This window comes from Klebsiella sp. 10982 (genome assembly GCF_048589245.1).
Taxonomy (GTDB): domain Bacteria; phylum Pseudomonadota; class Gammaproteobacteria; order Enterobacterales; family Enterobacteriaceae; genus Klebsiella; species Klebsiella quasivariicola.
Map to the genome: position 1 here is coordinate 1 of NZ_JBMAXV010000004.1, position 18,389 is coordinate 18,389.

The window sequence follows — 18,389 nt, forward strand, 5'->3', positions numbered from 1 at the left end:
GAACTGCTCGCGCATGACCATTTTTCTGATATTCCCGTTCACATTTCGGGTCTGCCTGATATATTCCCGTACCCATCCTTTATCATTATGCCAGCGGACATTATCTCTGACTATCGTTGAGTCATTCGCGGTATTAAAGGTTTTTGCTCTCTCATAACTTACCAGCCGACGGCACTGGGAAAAACGCAGCGTGCCTGCGTCGTTATTTTGCTTACCGTCAATTTGCACGCTTTGCACATCGCCGTTCAAAGGAGAAAGATAAGTGAGAATAAAAAAATTGGCATCATTAATGGCACGCTGTGCTTCATCGCAGGGCGAAGAGTCAGAAAACGGTTTACATGCCGCGACAAGAACAATGGCGGGGAGTAGCATTAGCGGTTTATACATATCATCTCGTATTAAAAGGTGGTAAATAACGTCGCGGACGGGGGCGATGACAAATCACAGGATGTCTTGCCACCGCCGCAGTGACATCGTATTACACGGCGTATGCGGCTGTTCATCTGAATTATTATCGCCAGTCATAGATGGCAAGCGCGAGCAGTTGAAAAGGCGATGTGACAATATCAACAACAACGGCCACCGGATAAAGGACGCGCGCCGCTGACAGGCCATTCTTTTTATAGAAGGTCACCGGGTAGGGCTGTTCAAAATAGCGAATAGCGCGGTTGTCCGGGATTTTGCCTTTCTTCTGGATCGTACCCTGCAACGCGTTAACAGGCAGATAACAAGGCCCGGTATTCACCCCATAGCCATAGCATTCGAAGCCATTTTTCGCGAGAACATCGCGCGTCGTTTCATCTATTATTCGCTGCCCATAGCGAAACCGGATATTACCTGAAAATTCGCTACGTGTTTTCCCCATCATAAAACTCTTCAGATCGGTAATCTTTAGCTCAGGCAAATAATTTTCTTTCAATAGATAAATCTTCGTAATTTTTTCCCCGCCGCGCTGTAGCGGGTAATCAAAGCGTTCACCAATAAATGCTACTGTGCTGTTTGCTTTCCCATCCTGGCTCAATGTGATCCCGACGAGGCTATCATTCGCATATACGTTAACTTGTGATTCCTGACCTCGGATATATTCCTTAAGACAAAGCGTGCTGCATCCTGTTATCCCTAAAATCATTACCACACAACATGTCACTTTAATGAATAATAAATATTTTTTATATATCGAGTTAGTCATCAACACTCCGTGTCCTGTTTGACTCTTTGCGAAAGGCTAAAAATACGCGAACAAAGCAGGTTACCCAAGCCACCTTCCCGATTTTCAGATTCCATTAATTCTATGACCGAGAGAAACCCTGCGGGTAACGTCAGGTACGGGGAATTGACCGCCAGGGCAGGCTTATTCGCGGCGGCGGGGAACTGTCTCCCTTCAGCAGACCCGGCAACACGGTGCCGCCGGGCCTGAGGAAGGATGTTACTACGGCGTAATCTGCTCCATCGCCTGCAGCACACGCTTGTCCGAGATAGGATACGGGGTGCCCAGCTGCTGGGCGAAGAAGCTCACCCGTAGCTCCTCGATCATCCAGCGGATCTCCCGGACATCGTCGTCCTCACGGCGGTTCGGCGGCAGCTTATTCAGCCACTGCTGCCACGCCTGCTGCACGCTCTCCACCTTCAGCATCTGCGCGCGATCGCGGTGCGGGTCGATAGCCATCTTCTCCAGACGCTTTTCAATCGCCTGCAGATAGCGCAGCGTATCGCCAAGACGGCGGAAGCCGTTGCCGGTGACAAAGCCGCGATAGACCAGGCCTGCCATCTGCGCTTTGATATCCGACAGCCCGAGCGCCATGGTCATATCCACGCGGCCCTTCAGCCGTTTGTTGATATTGAACACCGCGGTGAGGATCTGCTCGACCTGTTTGGCGATCTCCACCACTGTGTCGTTTAGCTCGGCTCGCACTTTATCGTGCAATTGACTGAAGCCCGCTTCCGTCCACACCGGGCCGCCCGCTTCGTCGATAAGCTTATCCACGCCGCAGGAGATGCAGTCGTCAATCAGATCCAGCACTTTGCCGTACGGGTTAAAGTAGAGCCCAAGCTTGGCTTTGTTCGGCAGTTTCTCGTGCAGATACTTAATCGGCGACGGGATGTTGAGCAGCAGCAGGCGACGCAGACCGCGCCACATGGCCTGCTGCTGTTCCTGTGGATTATCAAACAGCTTGATGGCCACGCTGTCGCGCTCATCCACCAGCGCCGGCCAGGCTTTCACCTTATAGTTGCCGCGTTTCTGTTCGTAACTTTCCGCCAGCGTGCCAAAGCTCCAGATATGCAGCCCGCTCTGCTCGATGCCGTCATCGGCCACCGCCGACAGCGTCTCCTGAACTTTGCCCTTCAGCGCGTCTTTCAACGCCTGCAGCGAGCGCCCTTCCTGCAGCTTCTTGTTTTTATCATCCACCACCCGGAAAGTGATTTTCAGGTGATCGGGCACCTGATCCCACTGCCAGGCCTCGCGGTCGATGGTCACGCCGGTCATCTTACGCAGCTCGCGCTCCAGCGAATCGAGCAGCGGCAGCTCGAGCGGCGTCGCCCGGCCGAGAAACGCTTCCGCATAGTTGGGAGCCGGGACGAAATTGCGCCGCACCGGCTTCGGCAGCGATTTTATCAGCGCGATGATCAGCTCGCGACGCAGGCCGGGGATCTGCCATTCAAAGCCGGCCTCTTCCACCTGGTTGAGCAGCGGCAGCGGAATATGCACCGTCACCCCGTCGGCATCAGCGCCTGGTTCAAACTGATAGCTAAGCCGCAGCTTGAGGTTGCCCTGATGCCAGAAGTTCGGGTAGTCCAGCTTGCTGACCTGCTCCGCCCCCTCTTTAATCAACATGCTCTTTTCAAAATTGAGCAAGTCTGGCGTTTCGCGGCTGGCCTGCTTCCACCAGGCGTCAAAATGACGGGCGGAGATGACGTCGTGGCTGATGCGCTGGTCGTAGAACTCGAACATTGTCTCGTCATCCACCAGGATGTCGCGGCGGCGCGATTTATGCTCCAGCTCTTCGATTTCCGCCCGCAGCTTCAGGTTTTCCCGGAAGAAGGCATGCCGCGTCTGCCAGTCGCCCTCCACCAGCGCGTGGCGGATAAACAGTTCGCGGCACAGCGCCGGGTCGATCTGGCTGTAGTTGACCTTGCGTGCGCCAACGATCGGCAGGCCGTAGACGGTGACCTTCTCCGTCGCCATCACCGCGCCCTGCGCCCGCTCCCAGTGCGGTTCGCTGTATGAGCGCTTGATCAGGTGCTGCGCGACCGGCTCAACCCACTCCGGCTCAATGCGGGCGGCGATGCGCCCCCACAGCCGGCTGGTTTCCACCAGTTCCGCCACCATCGTCCATTTTGGCGGCTTTTTAAACAAACCGGAACCCGGGAAGATGGAGAAGCGGGCGTTGCGCGCGCCGGTAAACTCCTGCTTATCGGCATCCTTCATGCCGATGTGCGACAGCAAACCGGTCAGCAACGCGGTATGGATCTCGCGATATTCCGCCGGCTCGCTGTTGATCGGCAGGCCGAGCTCTTTCACCACCTGGCGCAACTGGGTGTAGATGTCCTGCCACTCGCGCACGCGCAGATAGTTAAGAAAATCGACCCGGCACTGGCGGCGGAACTGATTCGACGACAGTGCCTTCTGCTGCTCGCCAAGGTAGTTCCACAGATTGACGAAGGCGAGGAAATCGGACTCTTTATCGTGGAAGCGGCGGTGCTTCTCATCGGAGGCCTGCTGTTTGTCCATCGGCCGCTCGCGCGGGTCCTGAATCGACAGCGCGGAGGTGATGATCATCGCTTCCCGCACGCAGCCGTGCTTCTGCGCCTCCAGCACCATGCGCGCCAGACGGGGATCCACCGGCAGTTGGCTGAGCTGGCGGCCCATCGGCGTCAGCTTATAGGCGGTGGCCTGCTCATCGGTGGTGATGGCGCCCAGCTCTTCCAGCAGGCGCACGCCGTCCTGGATATTGCGCTTATCCGGCGCTTCGACAAACGGGAAGGCGGCGATATCGCCTAAGCCCAGGGCGGTCATCTGCAGGATGACCGACGCCAGGTTGGTACGCAGAATTTCCGGGTCAGTAAACTCCGGGCGCGACAGGAAATCGTCTTCCGAATAAAGACGAATACAGATCCCTTCCGAGACGCGGCCGCAGCGGCCCTTACGCTGGTTGGCGGACGCCTGGGAAACCGGCTCGATCGGCAGGCGCTGCACCTTGGTGCGGTAGCTGTAACGGCTGATACGCGCAGTACCGGGATCGATAACGTATTTAATGCCCGGCACGGTCAGCGAAGTTTCCGCCACGTTGGTCGCCAGCACGATGCGTCGGCCGCTGTGCGGCTGGAAGACGCGGTTCTGCTCGCTGTTGGACAGGCGGGCGTACAGCGGCAGCACTTCGGTATGGCGCAGATCCAGCTTATTCAGCGCATCAGCGGTATCGCGGATTTCCCGCTCCCCGCTCATAAAGATCAGAATATCGCCGGGCCCTTCGCGCCCCAGTTCGTCAACCGCATCAAAAATCGCCTGTAACTGATCGCGCTCGGTGTCGTCCGCCTCTTCCACTATCGGCCGGTAGCGGACTTCCACCGGGTAAGTTCGCCCGGAGACTTCGATAATGGGCGCATTATTGAAATGCTTTGAGAAGCGTTCCGGGTCGATGGTCGCCGAAGTAATGATGATTTTCAGGTCCGGGCGACGCGGCAGCAGCTCTTTCAGATAGCCGAGCAGAAAATCGATGTTCAGGCTGCGCTCGTGCGCTTCATCGATAATGATGGTGTCGTACTGCATCAGCAGGCGATCCTGCTGGATCTCGGCCAGCAGGATACCGTCGGTCATCAGCTTGACCATAGTGTTGTCGCTGACGTGATCGCTAAAGCGGACTTTATAGCCGATACAGCCGCCCGGCTCCGTTTGCAGCTCTTCGGCAATGCGGTTGGCGACGGTTCGCGCCGCCAGGCGACGCGGCTGGGTATGACCGATCAGCCCTTTCAGCCCGCGCCCCAGCTCCATGCAGATTTTAGGCAACTGGGTGGTTTTGCCCGAACCGGTCTCCCCGGCGACGATCACCACCTGGTGGTCACGCACCGCCTCGAGAATTTCTTGTTTTTTCTGGCTAACCGGCAGGTTTTCCGGATAGGTAATCGCCGGGCGCGCCGCTTCGCGCAGCAGGACTTTACCGGCTGCCTGGCTTATCTCCTGCGCCATCTCCTGCAGAATGGCCTGTTGCGATTCAGGATTTTTAACCTTCTTCACACCGTGCAGACGGCGGGCAAAGCGCGTCTTATCGCGCAGCATCAGGCCGTCGAGCTGTTGATAAAGCTGGGAGAAGGTGATTTTTTGTTGTTCTGTCATAGCGTTATCGGGCAGAGCTCTGCCGGTAAAATCTCTTTTGAAGTATTGCCTTAGAGTACCACATCTGTGTCATCCGCGCCTTGTTCAAAAAATCTGAACATAGGATTCGATATATTGCGCTATCTCTGTGGCGCGATTGTGAATACAGTGTCAACAAGCACCAGGGCATTGACCCGTCAATCACATTAATAAAAGGAAACACCCATGAGCAAAGTATTAGTTCTGAAATCCAGTATTCTGGCAGGGTACTCACAATCTGGTCAGCTTTCCGACTATTTTGTTGAACAATGGCAGGAAAAACACCCGGGCGACGAGATCACCGTGCGTGACCTGGCCGCTAATCCAATCCCGGTTCTGGATGGCGAACTGGTTGGCGCCCTGCGTCCGAGCGACGCGCCGCTGACTCCGCGTCAGCAGGAAGCGCTGGCCCTTTCCGACGAGCTGATCGCCGAGCTGAAAGGCAACGATGTGATTGTTATCGCTGCGCCGATGTACAACTTCAACATCCCGACACAGCTGAAAAACTATTTTGACCTGGTGGCTCGCGCCGGCGTCACCTTCCGCTACACCGAAAAAGGGCCGGAAGGTCTGGTGACCGGTAAACGTGCGGTCGTCGTTACCAGCCGCGGCGGTATCCATAAAGATACCCCGACCGACCTGGTCACTCCGTACCTGTCCACCTTCCTCGGCTTCATCGGCATCACCGACGTGAACTTCGTGTTCGCCGAAGGTATCGCTTACGGCCCGGAAGTGGCGGCCAAAGCGCAGTCTGACGCGAAAGCGGCCATCGACAGCGTGGTTGCAGCCTAAGATTTCACTCCCACCGCCCGGTGGGAGTATTTTTTCCCCCACGCCCGTTTCCCTTTTACGAGCCGCCTCGTAAATTCACGCATCAATCCAACGCCTTAAGCATCCAGCCTGTACCATCGCTGTCGCCGCGCGAATCTGGCTCACTCCCGCTCGCTGATGGCAACCGTTGTCATGGTCAAAAACAGGAGTGCGTACTATGTACACTCAATGGTGTACATGGTACCTTAGCAAGGAGTGTTTTCGTGTGTCATGCCATTGAATTTATCGAAACGTCGCTATTTACCCGCCAGATAAAACAGCTGGCCAGCGATGAAGAGCTGAGGGCACTGCAGAGGCTACTCATAGGCAACCCGGATTTTGGCAATCTTATCCAGGATACCGGCGGGTTACGGAAAATAAGAATGGCGACAGGCTCACAGGGGAAAAGCGGCGGCGTGCGGGTGATATATTTTCTGGCAACCTGCGAGATCATCTATCTGGTCTTAGCCTACTCTAAGCACACCAAAGAGAGCCTGAGCGCAGCGGAAAAAAACGAACTCCGGAAACTGACCCGGCGACTAAAAAATGAGGTTTGAAATGGGTTACTTTGACGAGCTTAAAGCGTCTCTGGAAGAAGCTATTGAGATCAAAGACGGCAATAAGGCCCCAGCCCGGACGACGCGCTATGAAGTTGCTGATGTGAAAGCCATCCGCGCGCAGCTTAATGTTTCACAGGCGGAAATGGCAAAAGCGCTGGGTACCAGCGTGGATACCATCAAAAGCTGGGAGTCCAGGCGGCGCAACCCTACGGGCCTGGCAGCAAAAGTACTGGCGGTTATCCAGGCCAACCCGGCGTTCTTTCGCGAACTGGCTGAGCACTAATCCACTCAGCCTCTCCGGGCTGCCCTGGGAAGTTAGCGCGGCGATTTTGGCCGCAGGTTGTCATCAAATTCCAGTCGCTTACGCCCCTCTTCCACTTCCCGCAACGGCTCCACCTGGTGCAGCGTCTGCTTGCAGCGCTCCACCAGCGCCTGGTATTCACGGGTACCCTGTTTTTTCCACGCCAGCTCCTGTTCGCTCAGGGTGCGAATCGCTTTTGCCGGGCTGCCGATAATCAGATGGTTGGCGGGCATTTCGGCGTTGGCTTTGACAAAGGCCGAAGCGCCGACAATGCTGTTTTCGCCAATGACCGCCCCGTCGATAATCACCGCGCTCATCCCCACCAGCGCGTTGCGGCCAATCACGCAGCCGTGCAGGATAGCGCCGTGGCCGATGTGGCCCTCCTCTTCCACCACCGTATCCTGGCCGGGGAAGCCGTGCATGACGCAGTTATCCTGAATATTGGCGCCGTCTTTTACCACGATGCGGCCAAAGTCGCCGCGCAGGCTGGCGTTGGGTCCGACGTAGACCCCTCTGCCGAGGATCACGTCGCCAATCAATACCGCGGTTGGGTGGACGTAGCTCTCCTCCGGCACCACCGGCGTCAATCCATCAATCTGATAAATCGGCATGCAACCTCCTTATGCGCCCGGCAAACCGCCAAAGCGCTGATAATAGAGCGGGCCCGGCGCCGGAAGCTCGCCCACCGAGCTTTCCCCTTTCTCGCTAACGAACGCCAGCGCGCCGGAACTAACACGTTGATAAATATTGATACACAGCTGACGGGCGCTCTGCCCGGCCCAGTGCGCGGGCAGGAGCTCCTCCGGCAGCAGCGGATCTTTGAGCACCACCCGGCGATAGAAATGGATCAGCAGCAGCTGGATGTGGAAGCAGCGCGCCGGCGTCAGCTCTGACGGTTCGCTGTCGCGCAGCAGCGGCAGTAACGGTCGGAACAAGGCGATAAACGCCTCGTACATCTCGTTTTGTTCGGTGAGGTGCCAGCACTCCTCCACCCGGCTGCGCAGCGCTGCCCTGGAGAGCGCCAGCGGCGAATGGGCTTCAAAACAGATGACGTTTTCGGCGACGCCCGCCTCGTGGAGCAGCGACTGGACATCCGCCAGCTTTTGCGACGGCGAGGCTAACAGGCTGGGCGCCAGTGCGCCAAAACCCTGCCACAGCAGCTGCTTTTTGACGTCGGTAAGCACATTTTTTTCTAACCCTTCCGAGAGCAGCAGCAGCCAGGTGCCGTCCCATTCCGGTGCGCTGGCGCGATAGATCTTGTGTTCCGCGCGCCGGGTCAGACGTAGCCCTTTATCGCTCAGGCGATAGAAGCTGCGCCGGCCGATGCGCACCACATCAAGCCACTCTTCTTTATTGAGGCGAAACAGCGCGGTGCGCACAAAGCGCTCGCCGAAGCCTAATCCTTCCAGCAGCGCCGCGACGCTGCCCAGCCACACTTCCCCACCGCGTTGTAATAAGGCGTCGCCATACAGCGAGGCAATTAATGACGTGCCGCTGATCGGCATCGCCGTCACCGCTTGTTGAATAAAGGCGTCGAGTTTACTCATCTGATTCATTCTGTTGTTATATTTTTCCTTTATGAATCATAGCACAGGAAATTCCCCGGCTGACGGCGTCAGACCTTAGCCGGGGAGAGATTTAACCGCTAACCACCGCTTTACGCAGGTCGAATACCCGACAGGCTTTTCCTTCAGAGCGGGGAATGCTGCCGCAGTTGACGATAGTAATATCGGTAGAGATCCCGACCATTGACTTAATGCGGTGACGCAGCTGATGGCAAATCTGGCAGCGTTGTTCGTGGCTCAGCGCCAGCCCGCTCTCTTTCAGCTCAACGCGCACCGCCAGCGAATCAAGATGACCGCGGCGATTCACCTCCAGCTGATAGTGCGGCGCCAGGTGTTCAAACTTGAGGATCTCCTCTTCCAGCTGCGAGGGGAAGACGTTAACTCCGCGGATAATCAGCATATCGTCGCTGCGTCCACTGATGCGATCCATGCGGCGCATGGTCCGCGCGGTGCCCGGCAGCAGGCGCGTCAGGTCGCGGGTACGATAGCGGATCACCGGCAGCGCTTCTTTGGTCAAGGTGGTAAACAGCAGTTCGCCATGCTCGCCATCTTCCAGCGGCGTACCGTCGTCCGGGTTGACGATTTCCGGGAAGAAGTGGTCTTCCCAGATGGTCGGGCCGTCAACGGTTTCCAGACACTCCATCGCTACGCCCGGCCCCATGACTTCCGACAAACCGTAAATATCCAGGGCGGTGATCCCCAGGCGGCGCTCGATTTCCGCGCGCATCGCCAGCGTCCACGGCTCGGCGCCAAACACGCCGACCCGCAATGAACAGCCGCGGGCATCGCCGCCCATCTGGCGTTCCAGCTCTTCAATCAGATTCAGACAGTAGGACGGCGTCACCATGATCATATCCGGCTGAAAATCGCGGATCAGCTGCGCCTGTTTTTCGGTCTGCCCGCCGGACATCGGGATCACCGTCGCGCCTAAACGCTCCGCGCCGTAGTGCGCGCCAAGGCCGCCGGTAAACAGGCCGTAGCCGTAGGCGACGTGAATTTTATCTTTCGCCGTGCCGCCGGCGGCGCGCAGCGAACGGGCGACGATATTGGCCCAGTTATCAATATCGTTCTGCGTGTAGCCCACCACCGTCGGTTTGCCGGTGGTGCCGGAAGAGGCGTGAATGCGCACCACCTGCTCCATCGGCACCGCGAAGGTATCGAAGGGATAGTTGTCGCGCAGATCTTGTTTGGTGGTACAGGGGAATTTTTGCAGATCGTTTAATTCCCGAAAGTCGTCAGGGTGCACGCCGGCGGCGTCGAATTTGCGGCGATACATCGGCACATTGTCATACGCATGCTTCAGCGTCCATTTCAGGCGCTGGGTTTGCAGGGCCTGCAGTTCGTCACGCGATGCGGTTTCAATCGGATCTAATTTTGTAGTAGTTATCATTGTAGGGTACTCGCAGGTAAATTAGCTCACACTCGCTCGAGGATCATGGCAATGCCCTGACCCACGCCAATACACATCGTACACAGCGCATAGCGCCCGCCCCGGCGTTGCAGCTCAAGGCTGGCGCTCAGCGCCAGTCGCGCGCCGCTCATGCCCAGCGGATGACCTAACGCGATGGCGCCGCCGTTGGGATTCACGTGCGCCGCATCATCCGGCACGCCGAGTTGTCTGAGCACCCCCAGCGCCTGCGCGGCGAAGGCCTCATTCAGCTCTATCAGATCCATATCGTTAATATTGAGTCCGGCGCGCTCCAGCACTTTACGCACCGCCGGTACCGGCCCCAGCCCCATCAGGCGCGGTTCAACACCCGCCGTCGCCATCGCCACGATACGCGCCCGCGGCGTGAGCCCCTGTACGCTGGCCTGCTGTTCACTGGCGATAATCAGCGCCGCTGCGCCATCATTAACGCCGGATGCATTCCCGGCCGTAATGACTCCGCCTTTCCGGAACGGCGCTTTTAATAGCGCGAGTTGCTCAAGCGTGGTTTCCGGGCGCGGATGCTCATCATCGCGTACCGCGCTGACCGCCCCTTTCTTGCCGATGATCTGCACCGGCACGATCTCCTGCGCCAGAATGCCATCGCGCTGGGCCTGCGCCGTGCGCTGCTGGCTGCGCCAGGCGAAAGCGTCCTGGTCGGCCCGGCTGATATTTAACAATTCAGCTACATTCTCGGCCGTTTCCGGCATGCTGTCAGTTCCGAAGTGTTGCGCCATGAGCGGGTTCACAAAACGCCAGCCAATCGTGGTATCGAAGAGTTCCGCCTGACGCTGATAAGGTGCGCTGGCTTTTCCCATCACGAACGGCGCGCGCGACATCGATTCCACGCCGCCGGCAATCAGCAGATCGGCCTCGCCGGCTTTGATCGCCCTGGCGGCAAAACCGATCGCATCCAGACCCGAGCCACACAGGCGGTTAATCGTGGTGCCCGGCACGGTATGCGGATAACCGGCCAATAGCGTCGCCATATGCGCCACGTTGCGGTTATCTTCACCGGCCTGGTTAGCGCAGCCGAAAATCACATCATCAATCGCTGCCGGGTCGAGCCCGGGATTGCGGCTCAGCAGCTCACGCAGCGGGATCGCCGCCAGATCGTCGGCGCGGACGCCGGCCAGCGCGCCGCCGTAGCGGCCAATCGGCGTGCGGATCCCGTCACAAATAAAGGCGTCGCGCATTACACGTCTCCTGTGATTGTGCCGCCGATACGGTGCGATTTGCCGCGGAACAGGGCCACAATCTTTTGCTGTTGATTAACAATTTCGATGTCGTAGACGCCGGTCAGCTTGCCCTGCTGTTTGACTCTGGCGGTGGCGATCAGCCGGTCGCCGGCAAACGCCGGACGAAGAAAATCAATGCTCGCCGCCGAGGCCACCGCCGCCAGCCCCTGGCTGTTACAGGCGTAAGCGAAAGCGGTATCGGCAAGCGTAAATAGCTGACCGCCGTGGCAGGTTTGATGGCCGTTAAGCATGTCCGCCGAGACGGTCATGCTCATCTGCGCAAAACCGTCGTCCATTTCGATAAGTTCAATCCCCATCTTTCTGGCGCAGGTATCTTTTTCGTACATCACGCGCGCGTTGCGCCACGGATCATTGCTCATGGTGCTTCTCCATCAGCGCCTTCTGGCGCAACAGGGAACAGGGGCGATAGCGCTCCTCGCCATAATGGTGTTGCAGGTTCTCCAGCAGGTGCAGCACCCGTCGCCAGCCGAGGCTTTCTCCCCACGCCAGCGGGCCGTGCGGATAGTTGACGCCAAGGCGCATCGCGGTATCGATATCCTGCGGGCTGGCGACCCCTTTTTGCAGCGCATCCAACGCTTCGTTGATTAGCATCGCCACCGTGCGCCACACGAGTAGTCCGGGATAATCGGCGATACGTAGCACTTTCTTGCCCTGCTGCTGGAAGTAATGCACGGCCTTATCAGTGGCCGCTGGCGCGTTGGTCGCCGCTGCGGCCAGCACCACCGTATCGCTGGCGCACAGGTCATACACCACCACCGGGCGGTGGTGCTTCACACTCAGCGCCAGCGCCGTCTCGCCTGCGGTCTCCAGCAACAAGAGCTCATCTAATTCAGTGACGTTGTCACTTACAACCGTAATGGATTGAGCGCCAGTAGAGACCGACGGCAGCGCCGCGTCCGGCTGCGTCTCCGCGGGCCAGCGATAGACGCCGTGGCCGCTCTTTTTACCCAGCCGCCCGGCCAGCGCCAGCTCTTGCTGGAGGAGCGACGGCAAGTAACGGCGGTCCTGCCAGAAGGCGTTAAACACCGAACAGGTCACGGCGAAGTTGACGTCCTGGCCAATCAGGTCAGTCAACGCCAGCGGCCCCATCGGAAAACCGCCGCCGTCACGCAAAGCGGCATCGATAACCTCAGGGGCGGCAACCTGCTCTTCCAGCGCGCGCCAGGCCTCGGCGTAGAACGGACGCGCTACGCGGTTAACGATGAATCCGGGCGTTGAGCGGCAGCGTACCGGCTGTTTCCCCCAGCCGCTTACGCACTGGCACAGCTGCTCCACCACTTCTGTGGAGGTCGCAAGGCCACTCACCACCTCGACCAGCTTCATCACCGGCGCCGGATTAAAAAAGTGCAGCCCGGCCACCCGCTCCGGGTTTTTGACCCCGGCGGCGATGGCGGTAATCGAAATAGACGAGGTATTACTGGTCAACAACGTTGACGGCGCGCAGATCTCCGCCAGCTGCGCGAACAGCGCCGTTTTTACTTCCAGACGTTCAGAGGCCGCTTCGATCACTAAATCTGCATCGGCAAGCGCGGCTAAATCGTGGGCCGGATGCAGGCGCGCCAGCAGTGCGTCGGCCTGCTCAGGGGCCAGTTTGCCCCGCGCAACGCGCGACGCCAGACGCCCGGCGATACCCTCTATCGCCTGGCCTACGGCCTTACGGTTAATATCAAAAATACGCACCGGATGTCCGGCTGCGGCGGCCACTTCAGCAATACCAGCGCCCATGGTGCCGCTGCCGATCACTGCCACCGTGGATAAGGATGTTGTCATGGCCTATTTCCCGCTGAACTGTGGTGGTCGTTTGGCCAGAAACGCGCTGACCCCTTCGCGGTAATCATCGCTGCGCCCGGCCAGACGCTGATAATCGCGCTCCAGGTCCAGCTGCTCGTCGAGACTGTTGGTTTCAGAAGCCAGCAGCGCCTTTTTAATCAGCCCAAGACCAAACGTCGGTTGCGCCGCCAGATGGCGCGCCAGCTGCAGACTGGTATCCGCCAGTTCTGAATCGTCCACCAGCTGCCAGATCATTCCCCACTGCGCGGCTTGTTCCGCGCTGAGGCTGTCGCCCAGCAGCGCCAGCCCCATTGCGCGAGCGCGACCGGCCACCCGCGGCAGGAACCAGCTGCCGCCGCAGTCCGGCACCAGGCCGAGCTTACTGAACGCCATCACAAATTTGGCCGAACGCGCGGCCAGCACGATATCGCAGCCCAGCGCCAGGGTGGCGCCTGCGCCAGCGGCCACGCCGTTGACCGCGCAGATGACCGGCTTCGGCAGCGCCGCCAGACGGCGTACCAGCGGGTTATAAAAGCGTTCTACCGACAGGCCGAGATCCGGCGGCGGGCCGCTGGGGTCGACATTGCGGTCGTTCAAATCCTGGCCGGCGCAAAAGCCGCGACCGGCGCCGGTGATCAGGAGGCAACGTATGCCGTCATCGCGCTCGGCCTGCTTCAGACATTCCGCCAGTTGGTGATGCATCAGGTCGTTAAAACTGTTGAGGCGGTCCGGGCGATTGAGGGTAATGGTCATGACGCCCTGTTCCACTGCGCTGAGAATGAAAGCTTCCACGATTAGCGTCCTTTAAATTCCGGTGTACGTTTTTGTAAGAAGGCGTCGATGCCTTCGCGGCGGTCCTCGGTGGCGCTCAGCAGGCTAAACAGCTGGCGCTCCTGTTGCAGACCGGCCTGCAGGCTGACTTCCTGCGACAGGCGCAGCGACTGTTTTGCCGCCCGTAGCGCCAGCGGCGAATGGCGGGCGATGGTGGCAGCCAGTTTCAGGGCGTACTCATCGGTTAACGCCGCCGGATGGATATCGCTGACCAACCCGGCCTGCTGGGCCTGGCGGGCGTCAATACTTTCGCCGCTCAGCACCATCCGGCTGGCCAACGCCTTACCTACGCTGCGGATCAGCCGCTGGGTGCCGCCCGCACCCGGCATAATGCCGAGGGTAATTTCCGGCAGGCCAAAACGGGCGTTGTCACCGGCGACAATCAGGTCGCACAGCAGGGCCAGCTCGCAGCCGGCGCCGAGCGTGTAGCCGTTGACCGAAGCGATGAGCGGTTTAGTAAAGGCATCGATTCGCCCCCACAACCGTGGGCGAATATCATCCAGGGTGGCAGGCAGATCTTTTTCAGCCATTTCGTTGAGGTCAGCCCCGGCGGCAAAGAACCGCGGATTGCCGCTGATAACGCAGACGCTGACGCTGCCATCGACTGCCGCCGCCTCCAGCGTCTCGGCAATCTGGGTTAAGAGGGCATTGTTCAGCGCGTTGCGGGCCTGCGGGCGGTTCAGCGTCAGCTGTAGCACCCGGCCATGACGGTGGATCAGCAGGTCACTCATGCCATCCCCCGCGCGTCAAAGTCGACCACCACATCGCCGCTGGTCGGCAACGACTGGCAGCTCAGCACGTAACCCGCCGCCAGCTCATCCGCTTCCAGGCTGTAATTGGCGGCCATCGCCACTTCGCCGCGCAGCACTTTACATTTACAGGTGGCGCATACCCCGCCCTTACAGGCGAACGGCAGATCGGCGCCCTGACGCAACGCGGCATCCAGAATGCTGTCGTCTTCAGCGCTGAGGGCGATCAGCCGGTCGCGCCCGTCCTGGCGGATGGTCACCGTGCGCCCTTCCGCCTGCACGCCGGCGGCGCGCTTCACATTGCCGCCAGGTGTATTAAAGCGTTCGAGATGAATGGACTTCTCCGGCATGCCAAGTTCGCGTAGCGTCGTTTCCGCCTCATCCATCATCGCCGCCGGCCCGCAGATAAAGGCGTCATCGAAACGGCTGAAATCCAGTAAATGCGCGGAGAGCTGGCGCAGTTTGTCGCCGTCAATGCGCCCCTGTAACAGATCGCTGTCCATCGATTCCTGGCTAAACAGGTGTATCACCTGCAGGCGCTGCGGATAGCGGTCTTTTAAATCGGCCAGCGCCTGGCGGAACATCATGCTATGGCTGCTGCGGTTGCCGTAGATCAGCGTGAAGCGGCTTTGCGGCTCGGTCGCCAGCGTCGCGCTAATGATCGCCATCATCGGCGTGATCCCGGAACCGGCGGCAATCGCCAGATATTCACCCTGTCGTTCAGCCTGCGGTTGATAACCGAAATGCCCCTGCGGCACCATCACGTCCAGCTCCATACCCTGCTGGATATCGTGCTGGGCGTAGCGCGAAAAGCGCCCGCCGTCGATAGCTTTGACCGCGACGCTAATTTCGCCGGGCGTGCGGCTGCGACAAATGGAATAACAGCGGCGCAGTTCTTCGCCGCCCAGACGGGCTTTTAGCGTCAGATGCTGGCCCGGACGAAAGCAGTACTCCGCCTGCAGGGCTTGCGGGATCGCAAAAGTGATGGTCACCGCATCGCGGGTTTCCGGCTCGACTCTCGCCACCTTAAGCGAATGGAACGTCGTCATGGCAACCTCAAATACATTTAAAGTAATCAAAAGGTTCGCGGCAGCTGTCGCAGCGATAGAGCGCTTTGCAGGCCGTGGAACCGAATTCGCTAATCAGCGAGGTATGGATGCTGCCGCAGCGCGGGCAGCTCACCTCGGTGGGCATGTCCGCATGGCAGGCGTGCCCCTGGGGCGGGCTGATGCCGTACTGGCGCAGGCGCTCGCGAGCATCCTGGCTCATCCAGTCGGTGGTCCACGGCGGATCCAGCTGCAGGACGATATGTACCGGCACAAAGCCATGCTCGCTCATGACCGTGCGGATCTCGCCCAGCAGATGCTCTGTCGCCGGACAGCCCGAATAGGTCGGGGTAAAGCCAATCACCCAGCCGTCGCCGTGGCGCGCGACGCTGCGCACCATCCCGAGGTCGGTGATGGTCAGTACCGGCACTTCCGGATCCGGGATCGCGCTTAATAATCCCCAGATGGTGCGAACCTCTGCGGGAGCGATGTCGGCAAGACGTTGCATAGTCACCTCATTTACCACTGCAGTCCGGGATGCGAACGCTGCAGATACTGCATCTCCGCCAGCAGCGGGCCGAGATGTTCACTGTGCAGCCCCTGTTTGCCGCCGCTGCGGAAAGCCGCTTCCTGCGGAATCTGTAAGCCGGCGTCGAGCAGCGCCGTGTGTACCGCGCTTTGCCATTCGGCCTGCAGCTCGCGCGGATCAACCGCAATGCCCTGCTCAACCAGGCTGAGCTCCACTTCATCAGCCAGGAACAGTTCGCCGGTGAAGCGCCACAGATTGTCGACCGCCTGCTGCATTTTGCGATTTGATTCCTCGGTGCCGTTACCGAGACGCTCCAGCCAGCCGCGGCTAAAGCGCTGGTGGTAACGCACCTCTTTCAGCCCTTTAGCGGCAATGGCCGCCAGCTGCGCGTCGCGGCTGTTCACCAGACGGCTGAACAGGGCGATGTGCCAGACGTCGATAAAGAACTGGCGGGCGATAGTGTCGGCAAAATTACCGTTGGGCTGCTCCACCAGCAGCAGGTTGCTGAACTGGCGTTCATCGCGGCCAAAGGCCAGCGTATCTTCGTCGCCGCAGCCGTTAAGTTCGGCGGCATAGCTTAAAAAGTTGCGCGCCTGGCCGAGCAGGTCGAGGCCGATGTTGGCCAGCGCAAGATCGATCTCCAGCTCGGGCGCATGGCCGCACCAGGCGCCTAAACGCTGGGCCAGAACCAGACCATTGTCGCCAAGACGCAGGGCGTAGGTGGCTACGGGGTTAGGGGTATTCATCGCCGCCTCACATATGTTCCATGCCGTCCGGCACGGTATAGAAAGTCGGATGACGGTAGACTTTGCTTTCCGCCGGGTCGAAGAATTCGCCGCGCTCTTCCGGCTGCGAAGCAACGATTTCGCTGGCCTTCACCACCCAAATCGAGCAGCCTTCGCTGCGGCGGGTATAGGCATCGCGGGCGTTCTCCAGCGCCATTTGATCGTCGGCGGCGTGCAGACTGCCAACGTGGCGATGGGATAATCCCTGTTTGCTACGAACGAACACTTCATATAACGGCCAGTAAACTTTGCTCATGTTCTCTCTCCTCATGCCGCGCTGCGGGCCTGCTGTTTTTGCGCATGGGCCAACGCGGCTTCGCGCACCCACTCGCCCTCTTCCCAGGCCTTACGCTTGGCGGCCAGCCGTTCGTGATTGCAAATCCCACGGCCGCTAATCACCTCGTTAAATTCCTGCCAGTCGATTTCGCCAAAGCGGTAGTGGCCGCTGGCTTCATCAAAGCGCAAATCCGGGTCCGGGACGGTCATACCGAGGATCTCTACCTGCGGCACGGTGTTATCGACGAAGCGCTGACGTAGCTCGTCGTTGGAGTGCAGTTTGATTTTCCACGCCATACTGCGGGCGCTGTTCGGCGAGTTGTCATCGTTGGGGCCAAACATCATCAGCGCCGGCCACCAGAAGCGGTTAATGGCATCCTGCAGCATCTGCCGCTGCGCGTCATTGCCCTGCGCCAGCGCCATGCAGGCTTCAAATCCCTGACGCTGGTGAAAGCTCTCTTCTTTGCAGATTTTGACCATCGCCCGGGCATAGGGGCCGTAAGAGGTCCGGCACAGCGCCACCTGGTTGACGATGGCCGCGCCATCGACCAGCCAGCCGATCACGCCGATATCCGCCCAGCTGAGGGTCGGGTAGTTAAAAATGGAGGAGTATTTCATCTGCCCATCGAGCATTTTCTGATACAGGTCTTCCCGCGCGCAGCCCAGCGTTTCCGCGGCGCTATAGAGATAAAGCCCATGCCCGGCCTCATCCTGTACCTTAGCCAGCAGGATCGCTTTGCGGCGCAGCGTCGGCGCGCGGGTGATCCAGTTGCCTTCCGGCAGCATGCCGACAATTTCCGAGTGCGCGTGCTGGCCTATCTGCCGAATCAAGGTCTTACGATAGGCATCCGGCATCCAGTCCTGCGGTTCGATGGCCGTTTCCTGCGCGATGCGCTGGTCAAAGCGTTGTTCTTCTGTCACGTCATCACCTTTATGATTCCGATATTCACAACAAAAACATTTATGTGAATCACTTTGTTTATTGAAGGTTACATATTGGTTAAATAAAACCACAAATTTTGTTTATTCTTTTTGTGATGATAACCGCAAAACCTTTTGTAAATGGCAGATAAAACAGCGATATAAGCACAACAGCCAATTAACCACCGATCACAATGTTAATAAAATATTA

18 protein-coding genes and 1 pseudogene are annotated in these 18,389 nt (G+C 58.9%); 3 read left to right on the forward strand and 16 right to left on the reverse strand.

What is annotated here, in order from left to right; all coding sequences use genetic code 11:
- The 3 genes and pseudogenes from ACKLKD_RS04405 to hrpA all read right to left on the reverse strand — a co-directional run.
- A pseudogene (locus tag ACKLKD_RS04405) lies at positions 1–387 on the reverse strand (hypothetical protein); the annotation flags it as partial.
- Positions 388–511: 124 nt separating this feature from the next.
- On the reverse strand, positions 512–1,189 hold the full coding sequence (locus ACKLKD_RS04410) for a hypothetical protein (RefSeq protein ID WP_117140942.1): 678 nt from the start codon (positions 1,187–1,189) through the stop codon (positions 512–514).
- Between the two features lie 240 nt (positions 1,190–1,429).
- Positions 1,430–5,332, reverse strand: a complete 3,903-nt coding sequence (gene hrpA / locus ACKLKD_RS04415; RefSeq protein ID WP_087805470.1) for an ATP-dependent RNA helicase HrpA — start codon at positions 5,330–5,332, stop codon at positions 1,430–1,432.
- Between the two features lie 204 nt (positions 5,333–5,536).
- Here hrpA and azoR point away from each other — a divergent pair, with 204 nt between their 5' ends.
- From azoR to nadS, 3 genes are all read left to right on the forward strand, one after another.
- Complete coding sequence (gene azoR / locus ACKLKD_RS04420; RefSeq protein WP_002902889.1) at positions 5,537–6,142, forward strand: FMN-dependent NADH-azoreductase; 606 nt, start codon at positions 5,537–5,539, stop codon at positions 6,140–6,142.
- A 242-nt stretch (positions 6,143–6,384) separates the two neighbouring features.
- A complete protein-coding gene (locus ACKLKD_RS04425; protein ID WP_087805472.1) occupies positions 6,385–6,717 on the forward strand; it encodes a type II toxin-antitoxin system RelE/ParE family toxin in 333 nt (110 codons plus the stop codon).
- A gap of 1 nt (position 6,718) precedes the next feature.
- Positions 6,719–7,003, forward strand: coding sequence for a NadS family protein (gene nadS, locus ACKLKD_RS04430; RefSeq protein ID WP_025713684.1), 285 nt, complete (start codon positions 6,719–6,721; stop codon positions 7,001–7,003).
- A 32-nt stretch (positions 7,004–7,035) separates the two neighbouring features.
- Here nadS and paaY read toward each other — a convergent pair whose 3' ends face one another.
- From paaY to paaA, 13 genes are all read right to left on the reverse strand, one after another.
- Entirely contained in the window at positions 7,036–7,632 is a 597-nt protein-coding gene (gene paaY / locus ACKLKD_RS04435) for a phenylacetic acid degradation protein PaaY (protein WP_025713683.1), read from the reverse strand.
- A 9-nt stretch (positions 7,633–7,641) separates the two neighbouring features.
- Positions 7,642–8,568, reverse strand: a complete 927-nt coding sequence (gene paaX / locus ACKLKD_RS04440) for a phenylacetic acid degradation operon negative regulatory protein PaaX (RefSeq protein WP_025713682.1) — start codon at positions 8,566–8,568, stop codon at positions 7,642–7,644.
- Positions 8,569–8,659: 91 nt separating this feature from the next.
- Positions 8,660–9,976, reverse strand: a complete 1,317-nt coding sequence (paaK, locus tag ACKLKD_RS04445) for a phenylacetate--CoA ligase PaaK (RefSeq protein WP_008805116.1) — start codon at positions 9,974–9,976, stop codon at positions 8,660–8,662.
- A gap of 26 nt (positions 9,977–10,002) precedes the next feature.
- Complete coding sequence (gene pcaF, locus ACKLKD_RS04450; protein ID WP_087805474.1) at positions 10,003–11,208, reverse strand: 3-oxoadipyl-CoA thiolase; 1,206 nt, start codon at positions 11,206–11,208, stop codon at positions 10,003–10,005.
- A complete protein-coding gene (gene paaI / locus ACKLKD_RS04455) occupies positions 11,208–11,630 on the reverse strand; it encodes a hydroxyphenylacetyl-CoA thioesterase PaaI (RefSeq protein WP_080897151.1) in 423 nt (140 codons plus the stop codon). The genes pcaF and paaI overlap by 1 nt, the downstream gene beginning before the upstream one ends.
- Positions 11,620–13,041: a 3-hydroxyacyl-CoA dehydrogenase gene (locus ACKLKD_RS04460; RefSeq protein ID WP_087805476.1), complete on the reverse strand. Its 1,422-nt coding sequence runs from the start codon at positions 13,039–13,041 to the stop codon at positions 11,620–11,622. The genes paaI and ACKLKD_RS04460 overlap by 11 nt, the downstream gene beginning before the upstream one ends.
- A gap of 3 nt (positions 13,042–13,044) precedes the next feature.
- On the reverse strand, positions 13,045–13,833 hold the full coding sequence (gene paaG / locus ACKLKD_RS04465) for a 2-(1,2-epoxy-1,2-dihydrophenyl)acetyl-CoA isomerase PaaG (RefSeq protein ID WP_087805478.1): 789 nt from the start codon (positions 13,831–13,833) through the stop codon (positions 13,045–13,047).
- Positions 13,834–13,835: 2 nt separating this feature from the next.
- Positions 13,836–14,603 (reverse strand): 2,3-dehydroadipyl-CoA hydratase PaaF, encoded by a 768-nt coding sequence (gene paaF / locus ACKLKD_RS04470; RefSeq protein ID WP_087805480.1) that lies wholly within the window; start codon positions 14,601–14,603, stop codon positions 13,836–13,838.
- Positions 14,600–15,670: a 1,2-phenylacetyl-CoA epoxidase subunit PaaE gene (gene paaE, locus ACKLKD_RS04475; RefSeq protein ID WP_025713677.1), complete on the reverse strand. Its 1,071-nt coding sequence runs from the start codon at positions 15,668–15,670 to the stop codon at positions 14,600–14,602. The genes paaF and paaE overlap by 4 nt, the downstream gene beginning before the upstream one ends.
- 7 nt (positions 15,671–15,677) lie before the next feature.
- Positions 15,678–16,175: a 1,2-phenylacetyl-CoA epoxidase subunit PaaD gene (paaD, locus tag ACKLKD_RS04480; protein ID WP_025713676.1), complete on the reverse strand. Its 498-nt coding sequence runs from the start codon at positions 16,173–16,175 to the stop codon at positions 15,678–15,680.
- Positions 16,176–16,186: 11 nt separating this feature from the next.
- The gene (gene paaC / locus ACKLKD_RS04485; RefSeq protein WP_087805482.1) at positions 16,187–16,942 is read right to left on the reverse strand and encodes a 1,2-phenylacetyl-CoA epoxidase subunit PaaC; all 756 of its coding nucleotides are present in this window, start codon (positions 16,940–16,942) and stop codon (positions 16,187–16,189) included.
- 7 nt (positions 16,943–16,949) lie between these two features.
- Entirely contained in the window at positions 16,950–17,237 is a 288-nt protein-coding gene (gene paaB, locus ACKLKD_RS04490) for a 1,2-phenylacetyl-CoA epoxidase subunit PaaB (protein WP_004224492.1), read from the reverse strand.
- Between the two features lie 11 nt (positions 17,238–17,248).
- Positions 17,249–18,178, reverse strand: a complete 930-nt coding sequence (gene paaA / locus ACKLKD_RS04495) for a 1,2-phenylacetyl-CoA epoxidase subunit PaaA (protein ID WP_025713674.1) — start codon at positions 18,176–18,178, stop codon at positions 17,249–17,251.
- Positions 18,179–18,389: the final 211 nt, after the last annotated feature.

Coding starts and splice junctions, on each gene's coding strand:
- paaC (WP_087805482.1), bottom strand. CDS start 16,942: ATGAATACCCCTAACCCCGTAGCCACCTACGCCCTGCGTCTTGGCGAC.
- paaB (WP_004224492.1), bottom strand. CDS start 17,237: ATGAGCAAAGTTTACTGGCCGTTATATGAAGTGTTCGTTCGTAGCAAA.
- paaE (WP_025713677.1), bottom strand. CDS start 15,670: ATGACGACGTTCCATTCGCTTAAGGTGGCGAGAGTCGAGCCGGAAACC.
- paaF (WP_087805480.1), bottom strand. CDS start 14,603: ATGAGTGACCTGCTGATCCACCGTCATGGCCGGGTGCTACAGCTGACG.
- pcaF (WP_087805474.1), bottom strand. CDS start 11,208: ATGCGCGACGCCTTTATTTGTGACGGGATCCGCACGCCGATTGGCCGC.
- nadS (WP_025713684.1), top strand. CDS start 6,719: ATGGGTTACTTTGACGAGCTTAAAGCGTCTCTGGAAGAAGCTATTGAG.
- paaX (WP_025713682.1), bottom strand. CDS start 8,568: ATGAGTAAACTCGACGCCTTTATTCAACAAGCGGTGACGGCGATGCCG.
- azoR (WP_002902889.1), top strand. CDS start 5,537: ATGAGCAAAGTATTAGTTCTGAAATCCAGTATTCTGGCAGGGTACTCA.
- ACKLKD_RS04410 (WP_117140942.1), bottom strand. CDS start 1,189: ATGACTAACTCGATATATAAAAAATATTTATTATTCATTAAAGTGACA.
- paaK (WP_008805116.1), bottom strand. CDS start 9,976: ATGATAACTACTACAAAATTAGATCCGATTGAAACCGCATCGCGTGAC.
- paaI (WP_080897151.1), bottom strand. CDS start 11,630: ATGAGCAATGATCCGTGGCGCAACGCGCGCGTGATGTACGAAAAAGAT.
- ACKLKD_RS04460 (WP_087805476.1), bottom strand. CDS start 13,041: ATGACAACATCCTTATCCACGGTGGCAGTGATCGGCAGCGGCACCATG.
- paaY (WP_025713683.1), bottom strand. CDS start 7,632: ATGCCGATTTATCAGATTGATGGATTGACGCCGGTGGTGCCGGAGGAG.
- paaD (WP_025713676.1), bottom strand. CDS start 16,175: ATGCAACGTCTTGCCGACATCGCTCCCGCAGAGGTTCGCACCATCTGG.
- hrpA (WP_087805470.1), bottom strand. CDS start 5,332: ATGACAGAACAACAAAAAATCACCTTCTCCCAGCTTTATCAACAGCTC.